At 35.7% G+C, this 20,837-nt stretch carries 16 protein-coding genes and 1 pseudogene; 11 read left to right on the forward strand and 6 right to left on the reverse strand.

Annotated elements, in window-relative coordinates; genetic code table 11:
• Position 1: 1 nt before the first annotated feature.
• The 5 genes from J7E44_RS21005 to J7E44_RS21025 form a co-directional block, all read right to left on the reverse strand.
• On the reverse strand, positions 2-964 hold the full coding sequence (locus tag J7E44_RS21005; protein WP_214833296.1) for an N-acetylornithine carbamoyltransferase: 963 nt from the start codon (positions 962-964) through the stop codon (positions 2-4).
• Positions 965-1,011: 47 nt separating this feature from the next.
• Positions 1,012-2,154, reverse strand: coding sequence for an aspartate aminotransferase family protein (locus J7E44_RS21010; RefSeq protein WP_214833298.1), 1,143 nt, complete (start codon positions 2,152-2,154; stop codon positions 1,012-1,014).
• Between the two features lie 129 nt (positions 2,155-2,283).
• Entirely contained in the window at positions 2,284-3,249 is a 966-nt protein-coding gene (gene argC, locus J7E44_RS21015; protein WP_214833300.1) for an N-acetyl-gamma-glutamyl-phosphate reductase, read from the reverse strand.
• Positions 3,246-4,442 (reverse strand): argininosuccinate synthase, encoded by a 1,197-nt coding sequence (argG, locus tag J7E44_RS21020; RefSeq protein ID WP_214833302.1) that lies wholly within the window; start codon positions 4,440-4,442, stop codon positions 3,246-3,248. The genes argC and argG overlap by 4 nt, the downstream gene beginning before the upstream one ends.
• Positions 4,414-5,103, reverse strand: a complete 690-nt coding sequence (locus J7E44_RS21025) for a GNAT family N-acetyltransferase (protein ID WP_214833304.1) — start codon at positions 5,101-5,103, stop codon at positions 4,414-4,416. Before J7E44_RS21025 ends, argG begins: the two co-directional genes overlap by 29 nt.
• 158 nt (positions 5,104-5,261) lie before the next feature.
• On the opposite strand from J7E44_RS21025, the gene J7E44_RS24005 reads away from it, so the two are divergent.
• The 9 genes and pseudogenes from J7E44_RS24005 to acs all read left to right on the forward strand — a co-directional run.
• Positions 5,262-5,678 (forward strand): IS1/IS1595 family N-terminal zinc-binding domain-containing protein, encoded by a 417-nt coding sequence (locus J7E44_RS24005; RefSeq protein WP_214833306.1) that lies wholly within the window; start codon positions 5,262-5,264, stop codon positions 5,676-5,678.
• A gap of 216 nt (positions 5,679-5,894) precedes the next feature.
• Positions 5,895-7,274 carry a porin gene (locus J7E44_RS21035; RefSeq protein WP_214833308.1) on the forward strand — a complete coding sequence of 460 codons (1,380 nt, stop codon included), beginning with the start codon at positions 5,895-5,897 and terminating at the stop codon, positions 7,272-7,274.
• Positions 7,275-7,333: 59 nt separating this feature from the next.
• Positions 7,334-8,914: an MFS transporter gene (locus tag J7E44_RS21040; RefSeq protein WP_214833310.1), complete on the forward strand. Its 1,581-nt coding sequence runs from the start codon at positions 7,334-7,336 to the stop codon at positions 8,912-8,914.
• 43 nt (positions 8,915-8,957) lie between these two features.
• Positions 8,958-9,185, forward strand: coding sequence for a DUF6814 family protein (locus J7E44_RS21045; RefSeq protein WP_089025812.1), 228 nt, complete (start codon positions 8,958-8,960; stop codon positions 9,183-9,185).
• 80 nt (positions 9,186-9,265) lie between these two features.
• On the forward strand, positions 9,266-9,460 hold the full coding sequence (locus J7E44_RS21050) for a hypothetical protein (protein WP_214833312.1): 195 nt from the start codon (positions 9,266-9,268) through the stop codon (positions 9,458-9,460).
• Positions 9,453-12,146: an ATP-binding protein gene (locus J7E44_RS21055; RefSeq protein ID WP_214833517.1), complete on the forward strand. Its 2,694-nt coding sequence runs from the start codon at positions 9,453-9,455 to the stop codon at positions 12,144-12,146. The genes J7E44_RS21050 and J7E44_RS21055 overlap by 8 nt, the downstream gene beginning before the upstream one ends.
• Before the next feature lie 15 nt (positions 12,147-12,161).
• A complete protein-coding gene (locus J7E44_RS21060; RefSeq protein ID WP_214833314.1) occupies positions 12,162-12,527 on the forward strand; it encodes a response regulator transcription factor in 366 nt (121 codons plus the stop codon).
• A gap of 190 nt (positions 12,528-12,717) precedes the next feature.
• The gene (locus J7E44_RS21065) at positions 12,718-14,616 is read left to right on the forward strand and encodes an AMP-binding protein (RefSeq protein ID WP_214833317.1); all 1,899 of its coding nucleotides are present in this window, start codon (positions 12,718-12,720) and stop codon (positions 14,614-14,616) included.
• Between the two features lie 43 nt (positions 14,617-14,659).
• Positions 14,660-16,576: pseudogene (gene acs / locus J7E44_RS21070) on the forward strand (acetate--CoA ligase); the annotation flags it as partial.
• Between the two features lie 59 nt (positions 16,577-16,635).
• Here the strand turns inward: acs and J7E44_RS21075 are convergent.
• Positions 16,636-17,901, reverse strand: coding sequence for a T9SS type A sorting domain-containing protein (locus J7E44_RS21075; RefSeq protein WP_214833321.1), 1,266 nt, complete (start codon positions 17,899-17,901; stop codon positions 16,636-16,638).
• A gap of 247 nt (positions 17,902-18,148) precedes the next feature.
• Here J7E44_RS21075 and J7E44_RS21080 point away from each other — a divergent pair, with 247 nt between their 5' ends.
• Both J7E44_RS21080 and J7E44_RS21085 read left to right on the forward strand, forming a co-directional pair.
• The gene (locus J7E44_RS21080) at positions 18,149-18,514 is read left to right on the forward strand and encodes a hypothetical protein (RefSeq protein ID WP_214833323.1); all 366 of its coding nucleotides are present in this window, start codon (positions 18,149-18,151) and stop codon (positions 18,512-18,514) included.
• A gap of 110 nt (positions 18,515-18,624) precedes the next feature.
• Complete coding sequence (locus J7E44_RS21085; protein WP_214833325.1) at positions 18,625-20,835, forward strand: RelA/SpoT family protein; 2,211 nt, start codon at positions 18,625-18,627, stop codon at positions 20,833-20,835.
• Positions 20,836-20,837 lie beyond the last annotated feature (2 nt).

Raw genomic sequence — 20,837 nt, forward strand, 5'->3', positions numbered from 1 at the left:
ATTATTTACTGGATTTGATTTCATCTAAAATCTCACTAAACACAGCCTGTGCAGAGAAAATACGGTTTTTAGCCTGCTGATAAATAATCGAATTTTCACCATCCATTACTTCATCACTTAGTTCTACATTCCGACGAACCGGAAGACAGTGCATGACCTTTCCATTATTCGTTTCTGCCAGCTTTTCAGCAGTCAGCATCCAATTTTCTTTTACTTCAGGTATGGCAGCATATTCATCAAAAGACGACCAGTTTTTAACATAGATAAAATCCGCATCTTTCAAAGCTTCTTCCTGATTATGAATAACCTTGGTATCTTTTGTAAAATTTTGATCCAGATCATACCCTTTAGGATTCGCAATGACAAAATCCACATCCATTTCCTGCATCCACTCAGCAAAAGAATTTCCTACAGCCTGAGCAATTGGCTTAATGTGTGGAGCCCAGGTCAATACAACCTTTGGCTTACGCTCTTCTTTCCAGTTTTCAGTGATGGTGATACAGTCTGCTAAACTTTGCAAAGGATGACGGGTTGCCGATTCCAAAGAAATTACCGGAACTTTTGCATGTTTCAGGAACTGACTTAAAATACTTTCATTTACATCATCTTCCTTGTTTTTCATTCCCGCAAAACAACGAACCGCAATAATATCACAGTATTGATTCAACACCTCGATAGCATCTTTGATATGCTCTACAGTATCGCCATTCATCACCGCTCCATCAGCAAATTCAAGATTCCATGCTTCCTGGGCTGCATTTAGTGTTAAGACATTTAATCCCAAGTTTTGGGCTGCAATCTGACTGCTTAAACGGGTTCTTAAACTTGAATTTAAGAATACCAATCCTATAGTTTTCCCCTTTCCTTTTTCAGTTTCTGAATGGGGGTTTTCTTTTATATATAAAGCTTTTTTTATGATTTCCTGTAAGTTTTCAATATCACTTACAGCGGTAAAATTTTTCATTTTATTAAAATTTGAAAGTCTGAATCAAACTTTTGAAGTTTGAATATTTAATCTATTTGATGAAGGATCTCTTTCAAAGCATTAATGAAAAGATCAGTCTCTTCTTTTTTAATGGTAAGAGCCGGAAGAATTCTCAGCACAGCTTTATCATTAGAATTTCCTGTAAAAATATGATGATCATAAAGCAGGCTTTTCCTCACCTCAGCGCAATCTCTGTCAAGCTCTATCCCGATCATCAATCCTTTCCTTCGAATAGATTGAACATGTGGAAAATCTTTAATTTCATTTTCAATATAATTTCCCATGCTTTCAGCATTATCCATAAGATTTTCATCTTTCATCACATCCAGAACGGCAATCGCTGCAGCACAAGCTAAATGATTTCCACCAAAAGTAGTTCCCAGTAATCCATTGCTGGCTTCAAATTTCGGATGGATCAAAACACCACCAATCGGAAAACCATTTCCCATTCCTTTAGCTGTTGTAATTATATCCGGCTGAACACCAAACTCCTGATGTGCAAAGAAATAACCCGATCTTCCATATCCGGATTGTACTTCATCCAAAATCAAAACAGTATTATACTGCTCGCACAGTTCTTTAATTTTAGATAAAAACTCTGCTGTTGGAATCATAATCCCACCTACTCCCTGGATTCCTTCAATAATTACAGAAGAAATATCATCCCCATGAGTTTCAAAAACCTTTTCCAGCTGCTCTACATTATTCCATTCCGATTTGATGAATCGTTCAGAATAATTAACGGGAGCCACAATCTTTGGATTATCTGTCACAGAAACTGCTGCAGAAGTTCTTCCATGGAAAGACCCTGAAAAATAAAGAACTTTGCTTTTTCCATTATGGAAAGAAGCCAGTTTTAAAGCATTCTCATTGGCTTCTGCTCCTGAGTTACACAGGAAAAGATTATAATCTTCATAACCTGATAACTTCCCTAATTTCTCAGCAAGTTCCGTTTGCAGCTCATTTTGAACAGAATTAGAATAAAAAGAAATTTTATCTAATTGATCTTTAAGTTTCGTTTGATAATGCGGATGATTATGACCAATAGAGATCACAGCATGACCACCATAAAAATCAAGATATTTTTCTCCCTTATCGTCCCAAAGAAATGATCCCTGAGCCTTTACAGGATTTATATTAAATAATGGATATACGTTGAATAAGTTCATGTTTTTTTAAATTGAAAGTTGATAATTGAAAGTTTAAAGTTTGGTTTACGAATTCCAGCATCCGAGATTGAGATTGATTTGATCAACGATCTTATTTATTATCTGCTATCTGCTACCTCTTCATTATTTTTAAAAACCTATTGGCTTTAAGTTCAATCCTGTCCTCTCTTCCCAGCCCATTGCAAGATTCATATTTTGAACCGCCTGTCCGGAAGCTCCTTTTAATAAATTGTCGATCGCTGAATGAATAACGACCACATTTTCATTCTTTTCTATATGAATCACACAGCGATTCGTATTGACAACCTGTTTTAAATCAATTGCCCTCTCACTAACCTTTACAAAAACTGCTTCTTCATAAAATTCCCTATATAATCGCTCCAAATCTGAAAGCTTCAAATCTGATTTAACCGTTGAGCTGGTAAAAATCCCTCTCGTAAAATCTCCACGCCATGGAACAAAATTTAAGCTAACCTCTTTATCATTAAAAGAATTCAATTGCTGTAAAACTTCATCCACATGCTGATGTGTCAATGTTTTATAAGCAGAAATATTATCGTTGCGCCAGGTAAAATGCGTTGTTGACTGTAAAGACTGCCCAGCACCTGTAGAACCTGTAATTCCGGTAGTAAATATTTCATTGAGCAATCCTTTTTCAGCTAATGGCAATAAAGCCAACTGAATTGCTGTCGCAAAACAACCAGGATTCGCAATACTTTTAACTCCTAAAAGATTTTTTTTATTGATTTCCGGTAATCCATAGATAAAATTTCTATCTGCAAATTTCCCATCTAAACGGAAATCATTTCCCAGATCAACAACCAGTGTATCATCACTAACAACATTTTGACTTAACCAATTCTGACTTTCCTTATGTGGTAAGCAAAGAAAAAGAATATCAACTTGTGAAGGCTTATTTGCTAAAACCATATCACAAACCGTCGTTAAATCCGGATACAGATCTGAAATCTTAGTACCCGAATTAGAACGACTATATAAAAAACTCAATTTAATATTAGGATGAAAAGCTAATAAACGAATCAATTCACTACCAGTATATCCGTTAGCCCCAACAATTCCTACCGTCTTTATCATGCTTTCACTCCGTTAATCTGATGATAAATATTTAGGGAATTGCTCACGATTTTAGTATAACCTTTCACATCTTCACCACTCCATGCTCGATTAGCTTCTCCATAGCTTCCAAATTTATCAGACATCAGATCATGTTCAGATTCGATTCCGTTCAGAACAAATCGGTATAGATAAAGTGTTACAAAAACTTTCCCTGTTACCATTCCCTGAGAGTCAGATAAGAAAGATTCTATATTTCTCATTACCGGATCTAGAAACAATGCTTCATGAAGCCAGTTGCCATACCAATCGGACAACTGCGATTTCATCATTTGCTGATATTTAGATAAAGTATGCTTCTCTAATAAATGATGCGCTTTGATAATGACTGATGCAGCAGCAGCTTCAAATCCTACTCGTCCTTTAATTCCAACGATCGTATCTCCTACATGAATATCACGACCAATACCGTAAGCGGAAGCCAGTTCTTCAATCTTCTGAATCGCATAGACAGAATGGCTAAAGTATTCGCCATTCACTGCTACCACTTCTCCATTCTTAAATTCTATTTCCAGTTCAGAAGGTTGGCTCTCTTTAATTTGTGAAGGAAAGGCTTCTTCAGGCAGATAATTTCTTGAAGTCAATGTTTCTTTTCCACCTACAGAAGTTCCCCAAAGTCCCTTATTAACCGAATATTGAGCTTTATGAAATTCCATATTATAACCATGACTTTTCAGGAATTCAATTTCTTCTTCTCTTGACAATGCCATATCACGAATCGGCGTAATGATTTCCACATTTGGAGCCATCACCTGAAAGATCAAATCAAAACGCACCTGATCATTGCCTGCTCCTGTACTTCCATGAGCAATAGCATCAGCCCCAATTTCCAAAGCACATTTTGCAATCTCCTGAGCCTGAATGGTGCGTTCAGCACTTACGGAAAGCGGATAGGTATTATTTTTCAATACATTCCCGAAGATCAGATACTTTACACAAGAATTGTAGTAATCTTCCTGAGCGTCAATACACCTGTAGTTTTTCACCCCAAGATTCAGGGCTTTCTTTTCCAGTTCCTTTTCTTCTTCTTTAGAAAAGCCCCCTGTATTTACAGTTACTGCATACACCTCATATCCAAGTGTTTCACTAAGATATTTAGCACAGTAAGAGGTATCTAAACCACCACTAAACGCTAAGATTACTTTCTTTTTCATCTGTCTTCTTTTTCGTATTGTTATTTACAAGATCTAATTCATCAGCCGTGATTTGTTCTGAGGACAAAAAACTTTCCTGAATCATTTCCTTGTTATATTCTTTTTGGGGATGTTCATTTCCAACCCCGTTAATTACATTATTTTGCGGAACGAAAAGCATCGCTGTACATAAACAGTTCTTACGTTCCTTCTTCATTAAAATTTCATAATTCACACAGTTCTTACACCCATTCCAAAACTCTTCATCCTGCGTCAATTCAGAATAAATAACCGGTTTATATCCTAAGTCACTATTGATTTTCATCACCGCAAGCCCTGTCGTTAATCCAAATACTTTAGCGGTCGGATATTTGTCTCTTGATAATTGAAAAACCTTATTCTTTATCAAAGTGGCAACACCTCCGTTCCTATATTTTGGAGATACAATAAGTCCTGAATTTGCCACAAACTGACCATGTGACCAGGTTTCTATATAACAGAATCCCACCCATTCTCCATTTTCAGTAGCAACCACGGCATTACCTTCTGAAATCTTTTTACTTAAATATTCTATGGAACGTTTTGCGATCCCCGTCCCTCTCCGTTGTGCAGAATCATACATTTCCTGCTGTATTTCACTCACATACATTAAATGCTCGCATGAGGAAATTTCTATTTCCATTTATTTATCTGAATTTTTTAGCAAATTTAAAGCATAATAACTTTAAAAACCAAATTAAAAAGATATTATTTTTGTTTAAATCAATTTTACAAGATAATATATCTTATTTGAAATATATAATTTTGCTAAATTATTATATATTTGCTAAAATACTATATATGGAAAATAAATGTCCCAAATGCAATAGCACTAATTTCGTAAAAAGCGGGGTTATTAATGAGAAACAAAGATTCCATTGCAAAGACTGTAAGTATTATTTTACTGTAAAAAAAATAGGAAAACAAATTGATGATTATTACGTAACCAAAGCTCTCCAACTATACCTTGAGGGGCTAAGTTTTCGTGAAATAGAAAGAATTATCGGGGTTTCTCATGTCACGATCAGCTCGTGGATCAAAAAGTACAACATCACCAGACCGCCTCATTCTGAGTTCCATCCCGTATATAAAATTTTAAAACAAAATGAACTTATTGAATATATGTCCAATGAAGAGAATATTAAAAACTCCGGATTAATTATTACCCAATTTGCAGATAAATACATGTTGATCAAATGGGAACGATTTAAAAAATAAAGACTAAAATTGTAAAATTACTTATTTGCGAAAACTGTTTTAAACAAGCCACCACCTAACTCGAATCCTAGATCGCGAAACTTTTAACTCTCAACAAGTAACCTGCGATACAGGTAATAACTATATAATTACCAATAATATATATTAAATTTTTATAACTAAATTATTAATTACAATTTGGCTTTCACAAAATTAACGCCAAAAAATTGATAATTTATGAAGAAAATACTCACTTTTATTGGATTAGCTCTAATCAGTAATTCTCTATACTCCCAAGGATCACCAGATTATGGAAATGGGTTAAAAATAAATCTAAATCCAGAGGGAGATAAATTTGTCAGATTCATTTTATGGGACCAGTTCTGGCTAAGAAATTCCCAAATGAATCCCGGAAGTATGGTTGGAGGCGAACCCACAGACAATACCTGGAGCGTAGGAAACCGAAGACTTCGGGCCTTAGCCTATGCACAGGTCACCAAAAGATATATGATCTTGCTTCATTTCGGAATTAACAACCAAACCTTTATTAATGGCGGAGCAACAGGAACAACAGGAACAGGTGGTTACGGAAATGGGAAAAAGCCACAGCTTTTTTTCCATGATGCATGGAACGAATATGCCGTAATTATGCCTGGAGAAGCAGGTAAATTCAGCCTAACCTTAGGAGCCGGTCTCCATTACTACATGGGATTATCCAGAATGACAATGGCCTCAACCCTCAATTTCCTTACCCTTGATTCTCCTGTTTTTTCATGGCCTTTAATTGATAGTTCCGATCAGTTTGCAAGACAGCTGGGAATGTTTGCTAAAGGAAAATATGGAAAACTTGAATACCGGTTAAGCTTAAATAAGCCCTTCGCTACTGATCTGGTTCCCGTAAATGTTACGGATCCTTCAAGAGCTATTGCCGTAGACAATAACGGAAACCCTAGTTTTTCGAAAGCAGGATATTTAGAATATCAGTTTCTAGATGAGGAATCTAACACGCTTCCTTTCAAAGTTGGATCTTATCTCGGAACTAAAAGAGTATTCAATGTTGGTGCAGGTTTTTACCACCAGGCAGACGGTACAAGAACTTCAGTGAATTCCAATATTGAAAAACATGATATTACCCTTTTAGCTGTTGATGCTTTTGCAGATATTCCATTAGGAAATGCTAAAAATAAAATGGCTGTTTCAGCTTATGCCGGGTATTATAATTATCAGTTCGGTCCTAATTATGTACGAAATCTAGGCACCATGAATATTGCTGCTACCGATCCAAATTTTGTTGGACAAAAAGCAATTGCCGGTCCCGGAAATTTACAGCCTACGATCGGAACAGGTAATATTATCTACGCACAGGCCGGTTTACTATTACCAAGTCAGGCAGAAAAACCGAAGATCAGAATTCAACCTTTCGCAGCCTACACCCATAAGAATTTTGAAGCTTTTGATAAATCCTCTTCTCAATTTGATGTCGGAGCCAATTGGTTCATCGATGGTCATCACGCAAAGATTACCACACAGTATTCAACGAGACCTGTTTACTATAATCCTACTGAAAAACCAAAATCAAAAGGAGAATTTATTGTGCAGTTTCAGATTTATCTATAAAAAGGATGATCGAATATACTTTTTAAAAAAAATTTAATTAACATCAAAAATCAAGTGATATGAGCGATACTCATCATGAAAATTACGAGAATATGACTGAAAAGCAGAAAAACAGAACCATCTGGAGTGTTATTACTGCATCATCTCTCGGAACATTGATAGAATGGTATGATTTCTATATTTTCGGAAGTTTAGCCGTTGTATTGGCTACCAAATTCTTTCCATCAGACAATCCTACAGCTGCATTTTTATCTACTTTAGCGACTTTCGCAGCGGGATTTGTAGTGAGACCATTTGGAGCTTTATTCTTTGGAAGATTGGGAGATATTATCGGAAGGAAATATACTTTTCTTGTCACACTATTAATCATGGGGTTTTCCACTTTCTTAATCGGATGTATTCCAAGTTATGAAACCATTGGATTCATGGCTCCTGTTCTGGTTTTAATTTTAAGATTATTACAGGGATTAGCATTAGGAGGCGAATACGGGGGTGCTGCCACTTATGTTGCTGAATATGCACAACCACATCGAAGAGGATATTGGACCTCATGGATCCAGACTACCGCAACGGCAGGGTTATTTATTTCATTGATTGTTATTCTAATCACTAAAAATACCCTTTCAGCAGAAGAATTTGATGGCTGGGGTTGGAGAGTTCCATTCTGGATCTCTATTCTAATGGTTGGCGTTTCTTATGTCATCAGAAAAAACATGAAAGAATCTCCTCTTTTTGCAAAAGCTAAAAGTGAAGGTAAAACCTCTAAAAATCCTTTAAAAGAAAGTTTTGGAAATAAATACAATTTCAAATTTGTTTTACTGGCCTTATTCGGAGCTGCGATGGGACAAGGAGTCATCTGGTATACGGGACAGTTTTATGCAATGAGCTTCCTGCAAAAGGTAATGAATGTTGAATCTGCACAGGTAGATTCACTAATGGCTACGGCCTTACTTTTAGGAACTCCATTCTTTGTATTCTTTGGGTGGCTTTCTGATAAGGTTGGTCGAAAAGCCATTATGATGACCGGAATGCTGGTTGCTATTTTAGCCTACCGTCCTATTTATGACAGCATGTATAAAAGTGTTAATATCGAAAGTAAAACCATTGCCACAAACGGAATTACAGAAAAGAGAACTGCTAAAATCCATAAAGATATCGCAAGCGACAGCCTGGTCACCTTCCATAAGGAAACGCTGTTTACAGATGGTACTTTAATTAAAAAAGACAGCATCGTTCATTGGTCAGCAAGTGGTCCGGTAATAAAAGACGGTAAAGCGGAAGAACCAAAAGTTTCTCAATCGTTGAAACTTAATGACGACACGAAATGGTATCTGGTCTTTATGGTGTTTATTCAGGTGATATTTGTAACCATGGTTTATGGACCCATAGCAGCATTCCTTGTAGAAATGTTCCCGGTACGAATCCGCTACACCTCAATGTCATTACCTTACCATATTGGTAATGGGGTATTTGGAGGACTTCTTCCGGCAGTGGCTACTTATCTGGTAACAGCAGGAAAAGATGCCGGCCATCCTACCTGGTATCTTCAGGGGCTTTGGTATCCTATAGGAGTTGCAGGCGTCTGTTTGTTGATCGGATTATTTTATCTTAAAAGGAAAAACAATAATATTCACGATTAGGAACGGAATCACTTAAATTTTTATTAATTTTAAAACTACTAAAATGAACGGACTAAAAAAAATATTAGGCATTCTATGGATTTTAATTGCTTTAGTTGTGGGCTATTTTGGGATAACCGTATTAGGTATTCCAAAAATAACCTCAGGAAAGCAGGAGGATCTGGTATTTGGTATTATTATCCTTTTTGTATTGATGCCAATTATTTCAGGTGGACTAGCCATTTTTGGTTATTATGCTCTAACAGGAGAATATTCTGACGACAAAATTTAATTATAAATGATATATGATAATTGATGAATGATCTATATTAAAGAATCTGTTCATCAATTATCTTTTATCAATCATCATTTATGAAGAAGAGACACGAACAAAAACTGATCATCTTAAGCATTGGATTAATGATCGCTTTCAGTATTCCCATTTCATTGTTATTTAACAGTGAAAAAGATACTTTTGGCTATCCAATAATTCTGATCTATATATTCGCTGTCTGGATGCTTTCTATCATCATATCTTTTATAATTGTAAAAAAGTATGATGAGTAGTTTTGCCCTATTTGCTGTTGTTCTCCTTTATCTGGCTCTCCTATTCCTGGTTGCCTATTTGGCAGAAAAGAAAAAAAGTAAGCTCTGGATCAACAATCCCTATATCTACGCATTATCATTAGCCGTTTACTGTACAGCATGGACTTATTATGGAAGTATAGGCGTTGCGGCAACAAGTGGATTAAATTATTTACCTATTTATGTTGGCCCTATCATTGTTATTCCCGCATGGATTTTCATTAATACCAGAATTGTGCGGATTTCCAGGATCAATAAAATAAGCAGCCTGGCAGATTTCATCTCTTTGAGATATGGTAACAGCAGAAACTTTAGCGCTATTATTACTATTGTTTGCCTTCTAGCCATTATTCCGTATATCGGATTACAGATCAAAGCGATCTCTGAAACTTTTCACCTGGTAACAAAGACTCCGACATCTCAAAATATACTTACGGACAACGCGACATTTGTTGTTGTTTTAATTGCTTTGTTTTCATCATATTATGGAACCCGGTATGTAGACGCTTCAGAAAAACGCCTTGGAATCATCTCTGCTATTGCCTTAGAAAGTTTTTTAAAATTATTTTTCATTATCATTCTCGGATTATTTGTTATCTATTTTGCCTTTGACGGTTTTTCAGATATTTATGAAAAAGCGAGCAAATTTGAGGACTTTAAACAGAAAAATACTTTTAATGGAATTGAAGGAGCCATGAACTGGATGATCTTGTGCATGATCTCGGGAACGGCGATCTGTATTCTTCCCAGACAGTTCCATACAGCTATTGTAGAAAACAGACAGGAAAAACATATAAAAACAGCGATCTGGTTTTTTCCGCTTTATCTTTTAATTTTTACCATTTTTATTTTTCCTATTGCCTGGGGTGGAAGGATTATTTTTGATGGACAAAATGTAAATCCTGAGTTTTACTCTATATTAATTCCACAATATTTTGACAATACATTAATTACCGTTTTGGTTTTTCTTGGTGGCTTAAGTTCATGTATCTCTATGATCATCATATCGGCTATTACTTTATCGATCATGCTTTCCAACAACCTCATCATTCCCTATGGACTGCTTGGGAAATTTAAATCTGAGAATGAGACTCAGAACACCCGAAACATTACCAATATTAGGAAAATAAGCATTTTTGCTTTGATTATTATGGCTTTCGCCTTCTACAAGTATTTCATCCTTAAAACCTCATTAGATTCTGTAGGACTAATCTCATTTGTAGTAATTGGTCAGCTGGCACCTGCATTTTTTGGCGCTTTATTTTGGCGTAGAGGAACTTATAAGGGTGCTGTTGCAGGACTTCTTGCCGGATTGGTAATTTGTTACTTCGGCCTAATTATTCCTCAATATTACTTCTCTTACAATCAAGAGCTCAAAGGAGTTTTGAGAGATATTTATAACATTTTTGATGTCTTTAGCATTCCTTATTTAAGCAGGATTCCGGAAATTTTCTTCTGGTCTATTTTAATTAATACGGGATTATTTACTATTATTTCTGTTAGCGTTAAAGGAAACTACAGGGAAAGAAATTTCGCTGAACTTTATGTGGATGTTGATAAATATATTCAAAACCATGAGAATGCTTTCATCTGGCGCGGTACTGCTTATGTTTCAGATATCAAAAATATTCTGGAACGATTTTTAGGTAAAAAGAAAACAGAACAGGCATTGAGAATATTTAATTTAAAATACAATATTGATTCCCAAACTGAAACTGCAGATTCAAGATTTATTAAATTTTCTGAAAACCTTTTAGCAGGAAGAATAGGAACCGCCTCTGCTAAAATCCTAATTGAAGGTGTCACAAAGGAGGATAAAATATCTTTAAAAGAAGTTTTAGATATACTGGAAGAATCTAAAGAGAATATTACTTTAAACAAAAAGCTAACAGAAAAATCTGAGGAATTAAAGCAACTTTCAGAGGAGTTAACTGTAGCTAACGAAAGTTTAATTATTAAAGATCGCCAAAAGGATGACTTCCTGGATTCTGTTGCGCATGAGCTGAGAACACCCATTACAGCAATTCGTTCCGCCGGGGAAATCCTGGCTGATGATGACGATATTCCTTTAGATATTAAAAGGGAATTTTTAAACAATATCATTACAGAATCTGACCGGTTAAGTGAGATCATCAACGACATCCTCTATCTTGATAAATTAGAACATGGTGAAATTGCTTTAAATATTAAACAGAATAACATCCTTGACACCTATAAAAAAGCGCTCAATCCACTACTTCATTTGATACAACAGAAAGATATCCACATCAGTGAAGTGGACCTTCTCAGCGACCATTTGTTTGAATATGATGAAGCAAGATTCATTCAGTTATTTCAAAATATTCTTGGAAATGCTTTAAAATTTGCAGATGATCAGGGAACGATACAAACGAAGTTTTCTAAAAAAGAAGATCATTTGGTCATAACCATTTTTAATACCGGAAAAAAGATCCCGGAAGAAGATCTGGAAATGATTTTCAACAAATTTTATCAATCTAAAAATCAGAATATTTTAAAACCTACAGGAAGCGGACTTGGGCTTGCCATCTCAAAACAAATCGTTGAAGCCCATCAAGGCTCAATACTTGCTGAAAATAATGGCTTGGGTGTCACCTTTACGATAAGCTTTCCTGAAGATATAAAAGAAAATCAAAATGAAGTTGAATAACCATACAAACACATTATGAAAAAGATAATCATAGCAGACGATGAGCACAAAATATTAATGTCCCTGGAGTACAGTTTTAAGAAAAACGGTTATGATGTTTTCATTGCCAGGGATGGAACGGAAGTATTAGAATTTTTAAAAGACATGGTTCCTGATGTTATTTTACTAGATATCATGATGCCCAATCTAGACGGATATAGTACACTTGAAATAATCAAAGAACAGGAAAGGCTAAAGAACACAAAAGTAATCTTCCTGAGTGCCAAAAACAATCCAAAAGATATTGAAAGAGGACTGAAAATGGGTGCTGACGCATATGTTACCAAACCATATTCAATCAAGAAGCTGATGCAGCAGATAGAGGAATTGTTTGAGGTATAAGAGTCAGGATAAAAGTTGAAAATGAAGCGTTATTATTTTACATAATCAAAACATATATCCTGTCATTCAGAATGCAGCAAGGGGAATAAGGAATCTAAACTTAAAATATAGTTAACCAGAGTCTCCTAAAAGACAGCTCCCCGTTGCCTGCAGTGACAGAACCAGCAAAATACGAAACACAATTATTGATATGAATGCAAACGATTTATTTAAAAGAAGTATAGAAGACAAAGAAAATTTCTGGAAAGAACAAGCTCAGGAAATCAGTTGGTTTGAGTTTCCTGGTCAGATTCTTTCACAAAATGAAAACAATTACACTGAATGGTATTCCGATGGAAAACTTAATATTTGTTATTTATGCATAGATAAGCACGTTGAAGATGGCTATGGTGATCAAATTGCCATTATTTATGATTCTCCGGTTACTGATCAGAAGATAACATACACTTTTAACCAGGCACAAGAAGAGATTTCAAAATTTGCAGGTGGTTTGGTTTCTCTGGGATTAGAAAAAGGAGATACAGCGGTAATTTACATGCCGATGATTCCGCAAACCCTTTTTGCCATGTTAGCATGTGCAAGAATCGGAGTCATCCACAATGTTGTTTTCGGTGGTTTTGCGCCTCACGAACTTGTGGTAAGAATAGATGATTGCAAACCAAAAGCTTTGATCACAGCTACTGCAGGAGTTGAGATTGCTAAAAGAATCCCTTATTTACCATTGGTAGAAAAAGCAATTGAATTAGCCCAGGATAAAGTAGATCACATCATCGTTTACAACCGGAAACTAATCGATAACCAGGACGAAATGTTTGATGGATTAATAGATTATGAGGGACTTATTCAGCAATCTTCTTCCGTAGCCTGCGTTCCTGTAGCATCTACACACCCACTCTATTTATTATACACCTCAGGAACTACAGGAAAGCCTAAAGGAATTGTCCGTGACACGGGAGGCTATGCTACCGCTTTGAAATTTTCCATGAAATATATTTATGGAATCGAACCTGGAGAAACTTATTGGGCTGCATCTGATTTTGGATGGGCTGTAGGACACAGCTTCTCTGTTTATGGACCTTTATTGAACCGTAATACCACCATTGTTTTTGAAGGGAAACCTATTATGACTCCAGATGCAGGAACTTTCTGGCGTATCATCTCAGAATATAAAGTTTCTGCAATGTTTACTGCCCCAACTGCTATCAGAGCCATAAAAAAAGAAGATCCTAATGGTGAATTGGTTAAAAAATACGACCTCTCAAATCTCAAAAAACAGTTTCTTGCTGGTGAACGCTGCGATGTTGCTACCTTAGATTGGTTCAATGAGCATATTGGAGTTCCCGCCATCGATCATTGGTGGCAAACAGAATCAGGTTGGCCAATGCTTGGATTACTGACTTTTGATGATCATTATAAGATTAAAAGAGCTTCAGCCGGAAAACCGATCCCCGGATATGATATTAAAATCTTTGACGAAAATGGTTTTGAACTTGATCCACACCAGGAAGGTTATCTGGTTATCAAACTTCCTCTTCCTCCAGGTGCTCTTTTAGGAATCTGGAAAGATTATGAACGCTTTCAAAGTAGTTATTTATCTCAATATAAAGGTTATTATTTTTCAGGAGATGGTGCTATACAGGATGAAGATGGATACTTCTTTATCACGGGAAGAGTGGATGATGTAATCAATGTCGCAGGACACAGGCTTTCTACCTCAGAAATGGAAGAAATTCTTTCTTCACATCCACAGGTTGCAGAATGTGCTGTGGTAGGAATTGATAATGAATTAAAGGGACAGGTACCTTTTGCTACTGTTGTTTTAAAAAATGGGTCTACAATCTCCGAGGAAGATTTAGAAAAAGAAATTATTAAAATGGTTCGTGAGAAAATAGGAGCTGTCGCTTTTTTAAAGAATGCTATGGTTGTGAAACGCTTACCTAAAACCCGCTCAGGAAAAATTTTACGGAAACTCATCAGAACACTTTTAGATGGTAAAGAATTTCAGATACCATCTACTATAGATGACGATCAGATCATAGAAGAAATACAAGAAAAAATCGTGGATTACAGGACTAAATTCACAAATTAAACATAAATTTAAATATCAATAAAATTCAAATTTCAAAAACAAAAGGGATATGAGAAATTACTTAATAGAAGATTTACCACATTATTTTGAGGAATATAAAAAGTCTATTAAAAATCCTAAAAAATTCTGGGATAAAATAGCTGATCAAAATTTTGTCTGGTACCAAAGATGGAGCAAAGTGGTTAAGTATGATATGAATGAGGCAAAGATCACTTGGTTTAAGAATGCTAAATTAAATATTACAAAAAACTGTATCGACAGGCACTTGAACGAAAGAGGAGATAAAACTGCGATTATCTGGGAACCTAACGATCCAAAAGAAAAAGCACAGCACATATCTTATAACGAATTATATACCCGTGTCAATAAAACAGCTAATATCCTAAGGGAAATGGGTATTGAGAAAGGAGATCGTGTCTGTATCTATCTTCCGATGATCCCTGAACTAGCAATTACCATGTTAGCGTGTGCAAAATTAGGAGCTGTACATTCTGTTATTTTCGCAGGCTTTTCAGCTAATGCTGTTGCTTCAAGAATAAATGATTGTGGAGCAAAATTGGTGATCACTTCCGATGGAAGCTACAGGGGAAATAAAGTTTTAGACCTAAAAAGCATCGTAGACGAAGCTCTTGAAAAGACTCCAACCATCGAAAATGTATTGGTGGTAAAAAGGACAGATAATGAAATCAAAATGAAAGAAGGCCGAGACCATTGGCTTTCTGAACTCTATGAAACAGCTTCTGCCGATTTCGTCACTGTAATTATGGATGCAGAAGATCCGTTATTTATCCTTTATACTTCCGGATCTACAGGAAAGCCTAAAGGAATGCTTCACACCTGTGCAGGATATATGGTGTACACCGCATATACTTTTAAGAATATTTTCAATTATCAGGAAAATGACATTTACTGGTGTACCGCAGATATTGGCTGGATCACAGGACATTCTTATATTCTTTATGGTCCATTACTGAATGGAGCGACCACCGTTATTTTTGAAGGTATTCCTACTTATCCGGAGCCTGACAGATTTTGGGAGGTCATTGAAAAACATAAAATCACTCAATTTTATACTGCACCTACTGCCATTCGTTCTTTAGCAAAAGAAAGCGCAGAATGGGTGGATAAACATGATTTAAGTACCCTGAAAGTAATTGGCTCTGTTGGAGAACCTATTAATGATGAAGCCTGGCATTGGTTTAACGATCATGTAGGAAGAAAAAAATGTCCTATTGTAGATACCTGGTGGCAAACAGAAACAGGAGGAATTATGATTTCACCGCTTCCGTTTATAACCCCTACCAAACCCACCTACGCTACGCTGCCACTTCCAGGTGTGCAACCTGTTTTAATGGATGACAAGCGTAATGAGATTACCGGAAATCAGGTTACAGGAAATCTTTGTATCCGTTTTCCATGGCCTGGTATTGCCAGAACGATCTGGGGCGATCATCAAAGATATAAGGAAACTTATTTCACCGCTTTTCCCGGGAAATACTTTACCGGTGATGGTGCTTTGAGAGATGAAGTTGGATATTACAGAATCACAGGACGTGTTGATGATGTGATCATTGTTTCCGGACATAATTTAGGAACTGCTCCTATTGAAGACAGCATCAATCAGCATCCTGCAGTCGCAGAATCTGCTATTGTAGGCTACCCCCATGATATCAAAGGGAATGCTTTATACGGCTATGTCGTTTTAAAAGAAACAGGAGAGGGCCGTCAAAGAGAAAACCTTAAAAAGGAAATCAATCAGCTTATTGCCGATCAGATCGGACCTATTGCGAAACTTGATAAGATCCAGTTTGTTTCAGGACTTCCTAAAACACGTTCAGGAAAAATTATGCGTAGAATTCTTAGAAAAATTGCTGAAGGAGATTTTAGCAACTTCGGAGATATCTCAACTTTATTGAATCCTGAAATTGTCGAGGAAATTAAAAACGAAAGACTAGATTAATCTAAACAGACAGGTATAATAAAAAGGCGTAGAAAATTTCTACGCCTTCTTTTATCAATTTACTCTTTTATGATTTTAATAGCTTGTCTTCCGAGATTAGAATGCACATTGAGTAAGTAATTTCCTTTAGGATAATTAAAATCCAAAGAATATTTTTTCATTCCTTTTTCACTGATGTTATCTTTCAGAATATTTGTGATAAACTTTCCAGACCCATCATATAAACCAATAATAACATGGTCCGAGTGTTCAAAATGAATATTTAAATTCAGTTTGTCTTTAACAGGATTTGGAGCAACATCAATCTGAAGTTTTCCTTCCGAATGGTCATCTGTACTTTCATGTATTCCAAGATTTCCGGTGGTCATTTTATAAATACTTTTTCCAGCTGCGTAAGCGAGACTGTTATTAACAAAAAAAATCCTGTTCAAAGATCCTCCTACACCCGTATTGTTCCAGGTAGTACCTCCATCAAAAGTTTCATAGAAGCCTGTGTTATGTCCACCCATCCAACCGTGTGTTGCAGAAGTAAAACCAACAGCTTGCACATAAGTATCTGGAAAATCCTTAGTTTCCCAGGTAAGTCCCCCATCCAATGATTTTAACAATCTACCAATATTCGGGGACTCTGCTTCAATGGAACAAAATATTTTATTATTATCCAGAAGCTGCATTTTCCAAACGTATTCAAACGGAATGTTACTGTTATAAATTTTCGTCCAACTTACCCCTCCATTAGTAGTTTTAAGAACTACTGCTCCATCATCATCACTTCCAGCTGCAAAACCAATATTTTCATCGATAAAAGTAATTTCTACTAAGGCCGTAGCATATGCAGACATGTCAATATATTGCCACGTATTCCCACTATCCGTTGATTTTATAATATAAGCGGGATAAAACCAAGCTCCACATCCATAAACAGTAGAAGTTCCTACACAATCCAAACCACAGATCCCCTGAGGATAGGGTGATATATTATTGACTCTTTGCCACGAACTTCCTCCATCTGTAGTTTTATAGAAATTATTGTTCAAAGTTCCTAAAAAGCCAATATTTTCATTTAAAAACTCAATATTTCTATAATACTCATTTGGAGTGGAACTTACAACCTGTTGAGTCCAGGTGCTACCGGCATTGATCGTTTTAAAAACAGCAGCACTTCCTCCACGTGCAGCCCAACCTACATTTTCATCAAGAAAAAAGACGTCATCATATCTTCCAACCCCACTAGCAGGCGGTGGATTAGAAAAAGCGGTCCAATTATATTGCTGCGCATCTAAGAACGAAGACAACAGAGAAAAAGCAAGTAAAATTCTCTTCATAGTTATTTATTTTTACCGCTAATTTGAGCTTTTTAAGACAAGTACACAATAGTCCTGAAAACAATTAATACAGCAACTGATCAAGTGCTAATGTCTCAAAAAATTCAAACATTCGATTGATAGAGATCATCAAACATTTTAACATAAAATTATAGATAAACTACTATATAGTTAATTTTATTACATTTTATTCAAAAAAATTGAAATTTAATTATTACCTTTAAGTAGAAATTTAAAACACACGATCATGACAAAAATATTAGCCGGATTATTTCAATCTCACAGTGATTATAAAAAACTTGAAACAGACCTGGAAAGCTCTGGTTTTGGAAACTCAGATTACATTGTATATCTCGAAGACCATCCTCACGGCTCTCAATATTTAGCAAGTGTCGCCGTAAATGATCTTGATCAGACCGACAATGCACGGAATATATTCAGTCAAAACTCTGTTCTGAAAACATATTTATTTGAAAATATGGGTATCGAACAGGCTGATTACCATAACTTAAAAAAATACATTGACGCTCGAAATAAAGCCGAAATCCACAATAGCCCTGATGTCAAGATCAAAGGTTCAAGCCATGGCATTGACTCCGAGGTAAAATTCTAATAAAACTAAATTCTAATAACCGAAAATCCGTAGAGCTTTCTGCGGATTTTTTGTAATTTGAAAACTGGGAAAATTTTCGTATTTTCGTTTAAATATAGGCATTTACACAAATGAGTTACGACTTAGAACAGGAGAATAAAGAGATACTCGCAAGATATAAAGATCTGATTTCTAATACCTACAGGACTCTTGATGAGGAAAACAACAAGCTCATCCGAAAGGCATTTGATATTGCACTAGATGCACATAAAGATCAAAGAAGAAAATCTGGTGAACCATACATTTACCATCCTATTGCTGTGGCTAAAATTGTAGCAACAGAGATCGGTTTGGGAGCCACTTCTATTGCATGTGCATTACTACACGATGTTATTGAGGATTCTGATTATACTTTTGAAGATATAAAGAAGATTTTTGGCGAAAAAATAGCTAATATCGTTAATGGATTAACCAAGATATCCATTATGAATCATCAGAATATTTCTGTGCAGTCTGAAAACTACAGAAAGCTTTTACTAACGTTATCTGAGGATTTCAGGGTTATTCTGATCAAAATTGCAGACCGTCTTCACAATATGCGTACCCTGGAGAGTATGGCTCCTGATAAACAAAAGAAAATTGCTTCAGAAACCGTTTATATTTATGCACCACTGGCACATCGTCTCGGGTTATATAACATCAAATCGGAGCTTGAGGATCTTTCTTTAAAGTACAACAATCCAGAAGTTTTCAATGAGATCACGGAAAAATTAGAATTAGCTAAAGAAAATCGTGAAAAATACATTGAGGAATTCAAAAAAGAAGTTTCGGAAAGATTACAGGAAGAAGGATTGAATTTCAGTATAAAGGGTCGGGCAAAAGCAGTCTCTTCTATTTACCGAAAAATGCTTAAACAAGGTGTTTCTTTCGAAGAGGTCTTTGATAATTATGCCATCAGAATCATTTATAGATCTGATGCTAAAAATGAGAAATTTCTAGCCTGGAAGATCTACTCTATTGTAACGGATGTATACCACAGTAATCCATCGAGAATGCGTGACTGGATTACTCAGCCCCGTTCTACAGGGTATGAAAGTTTACACCTTACGGTCCTTGGTCCGGACAAAAAGTGGATCGAGGTACAAATCCGTTCTGAAAGAATGGATGAGATTGCAGAAAAAGGTGTGGCTGCCCACTACAAATATAAGGAAGGCTATAAACAAAGTACGGATGACAGAAATTTTGAAAGATGGGTAACAGAGATCCGGGATGTACTGGAACAGCAACAGAATCTCTCCACTTCTGAACTTTTAGATAATATTAAACTTAATTTATATTCGAAAGAGGTTTTTGTATTTACCCCAAAAGGTGAAATTAAAATTCTACCAACAAATGCAACAGCACTGGATTTTGCCTTTTCTGTACACTCCGATTTAGGAATGAAATGTTTAGGGGCAAAAATCAATGGTAAGCTGGTTCCTATTTCTTATGTTCTTCAAAATGGTGATCAGGTTGATATTTTATCTTCTCAAAATCAAAAACCAAAATCCGACTGGCTGGAATTTGTAGTAACATCAAAAGCGAAATCTAAGATCAAAAGTTATCTTAATTCGCAAAAGAACCAATTGGTAGAAGAAGGAAAAGAAATTTTACAAAGAAAACTTCGTCATGCCAAGATCAATTTTAATGATGAGGAGATCAACAAACTTCAAAAGTTTTTTAATTTAAAAACATCTCAGGAGTTATTTTTAAAATTCCAGAGTAATGAATTAGATGTTAGCAGTTTAAGAAAATATATAGAGAGCAAAAACGTTTTCAATAACTTGCTGTCAAGATTTAGAAAATCGCCGCCGAAAAATGTTCATTACGAAGAGCCGAAGGAACAAAACCTTGATATGATCGTCTTTGGTAAAGATGAAGAAAAACTAAACTATACATATGCAAAATGCTGTACTGTAATTCCTGGTGATAAAATTTTCGGATTCATTACGATCTCAGATGGGATAAAAGTACACAGTGATAATTGCCCCAATGCGATTAACCTTAGAGCCCAATATGATTACCGGGTTATTCCAGCCAAATGGGTAAATGCAGAAAGCTTTAAAAACAGAGTGAAAATTGATATTGAAGGTCTGGACAGAATGGGAATGATCAATGATATTACTGCTGTCATCAGCGGAACAATGGGAATGGATATGAAAAGTATGTCTATCGAATCCAATAATGGAGTTTTTATGGGAAATATTACCCTGGAAGTAAAGAATAAGGGACAACTTGAGGAAACCTTTAAAAAGCTTAAAAATATTAACGGAGTTTCGAGAGTGAGACGATTACAATCTTAAAC

The sequence above is a fragment of the Chryseobacterium sp. ISL-6 genome, assembly GCF_018613715.1.
Taxonomy (GTDB): domain Bacteria; phylum Bacteroidota; class Bacteroidia; order Flavobacteriales; family Weeksellaceae; genus Chryseobacterium; species Chryseobacterium paludis.